At 67.9% G+C, this 2,667-nt stretch carries 1 protein-coding gene; it reads right to left on the reverse strand.

The window, feature by feature from the left end; genetic code table 11:
• Positions 1–2,667: type I polyketide synthase (locus tag ACP4IX_RS36015; protein ID WP_426558838.1), on the reverse strand; the 2,667-nt coding region annotated here is incomplete at both ends.

Consider the following 2,667-nt stretch of genomic DNA (forward strand, 5'->3'; position numbering starts at 1 on the left):
AGCTCCAGGTAGGTCGTGACTCCTTCGGCCTCCAGGACACGAACACCGTCCAGGAAGCGCACGGCCTCGCGGACGTGCCGCACCCAGAAGTCGGGCGAGGCCATCTCGTCGGTGACGACGGCACCGGTCAGGTTGGAGACCACGGGGATGCGTGGGGCCTCGAAGGACAGCCCGGACACCACCTCACGGAAGGCGTCGAGCATGCCGTCCATGTGCGGGGAGTGGAAGGCGTGGCTGACCGTCAGGCGCTTCGACTTCCGGTCCGGGAACGCCTCCACGATCGTGACCGCGGCGTCCTCGTCGCCCGCGATCACCACCGTCTGCGGCCCGTTGACTGCGGCGATGCTCACGCGCTCGTTCAGCAGCGGCAGGACCTCGTCCTCGGCGGCCTGCAACGCGATCATCACGCCGCCGGACGGCAGCGCCTGCATCAGCCGTCCACGAGCGGCGACCAGCATGCAAGCGTCCTCCAGGGACAACACCCCAGCGACATGCGCGGCGGCGATCTCACCGACGGAGTGGCCGGCCAGGAAGTCGGGTCTCACACCCCAGGACTCCAGCAGCCGGAACAGGGCCACTTCTACCGCGAACAGGGCCGGCTGGGTGAACTCCGTCCGGTCCAGCGACTCCATGTCGTCCCCGAACAGAAGGGTCTGCAGGGGCCGTTCGAGCTGGGTGTCGAGGTAAGCGCTGACCGCGTCCAGGGCTTCGGCGAAGGCCGGGTACGCGTCGTACAGCTCACGCCCCATTCCCCACCGCTGGCTGCCCTGGCCCGTGAACAGGAAGGCGAGCTTGCCCGTGACCGGGGATCCGGTCACCGTGCCGGGCACGGGGTTTCCCTCGGCCAGCGCATCAAGCGCCACCAGCACATCCTCACGGCCCTGTGCCGTCACCACCACACGCCGTTCGAGAGCCGAACGGCCCGTCGCCAGCGTCCGCCCCACATCGGACAGCCGCACCTCCGGAGCCGCAACGAGCCGGTCCCGGAGATTCGCCGCCTGCTCACGCAGCGCGATGCCGGACTTCGCGGACAGTGCCAGCGGAAGAAACGGAATCCGGACGATGGGCAGTACCGCATCATCGGACTCGTCGTCGTTCAGTGGCGCCTGTTCGATGACGGTGTGGGCATTGGTGCCGCTGAACCCGAACGACGAGATACCCGCTCGACGAGGTCGTCCGGTCTCCGGCCACTCCCGCCGCTCGGAGAGCAGCGCGATGTCCCCGGCCGACCAGTCCACGTGCGGCGACGGTGCGTCGACGTGCAGCGTCCGCGGCAGCACCCCGTGCCGCATCGCCAACACCATCTTCATCACACCCGCGACACCGGCCGCGGCCTGCGTGTGCCCGATGTTCGACTTGATCGACCCCAGCAGCAGCGGCCGGCCCTCCGGCCTGCCCTGCCCGTACGTGGCCAGCAGCGCCTGGGCCTCGATCGGATCACCCAGACGCGTACCCGTGCCGTGCGCCTCCACCGCATCCACATCCGCAGCCGACAGCCCCGCACTCGCCAGCGCCTGACGGATCACCCGCTGCTGCGACGGACCGTTCGGCGCCGTCAGACCATTACTCGCACCGTCCTGGTTGACCGCCGAACCCCGCACCAGAGCCAGCACCGGGTGCCCGTTGCGCCGGGCGTCCGACAGCCGCTCCACCAGCAGCAGACCAACACCCTCACCCCACCCCGTGCCGTCCGCAGCCGCCGCGAACGCCTTGACCCGGCCGTCCTCCGCCAGACCCCGCTGACGGCTGAACTCCACAAACGTGCCCGGCGTCGACATCACCGTCACACCACCGGCCAGCGCCAGCGAACACTCACCACTACGCAGCGCCTGCACCGCCCAGTGCAACGCCACCAACGACGCCGAACACGCCGTGTCAACCGTCACCGCCGGACCCTCCAGCCCGAACACATACGACAGCCGACCCGACACCACACTCGCCGCATTACCCGTACCCAAGTGCCCCTCAAGGCCCTCGGAACCCTCCAGCAACACCGACAGATAATCCTGGCCGTTCGTACCGACGAACACACCCGTCCGACTACCACGCAACGTCACAGGATCAATACCGGCCCGCTCGAACGCCTCCCACGACGTCTCCAGCAACAACCGCTGCTGCGGATCCATCGCCAACGCCTCACGCGGCGAAATCCCGAAGAAGTCCGCATCAAAATCCGCCGCGTCATAAACGAAGCCACCCTCACGCGCATACGACATCCCCTGCGCACCCGGATCAGCGTCATACAACCCCGCGACATCCCAGCCACGGTCCAACGGCAACCCCGAAACAGCATCCGCCCCCGACACCAGCAGCCGCCACAGATCCTCCGGAGACCGCACCCCACCCGGGAACCGGCAACTCATCGCCACAATCGCGATCGGATCACCATCCGCAACCACCACCGCCGGCAGATCCGCATCCGCAACACGAACCGTCCCCAGCAACTCACCCCGCAGATAATCCGCAAGCGCCACCGACGTCGGATAGTCATAAACCAACGTCGCCGGCAACCGCAGCCCCGTCACCGCCCCCAACCGATTCCGCAACTCCACCGCCGTCAACGAGTCAAAACCCAACTCCTTGAACGCCCGACCCGCCTCGACATCACCCCCACCCCCATGCCCCAGAACCTCGGCGACCAGCCCCCGCACCAACTCCACGACAAAC

Origin of the sequence: Streptomyces sp. WG5 (assembly GCF_049974565.1) — a bacterium.
Taxonomy (GTDB): domain Bacteria; phylum Actinomycetota; class Actinomycetes; order Streptomycetales; family Streptomycetaceae; genus Streptomyces.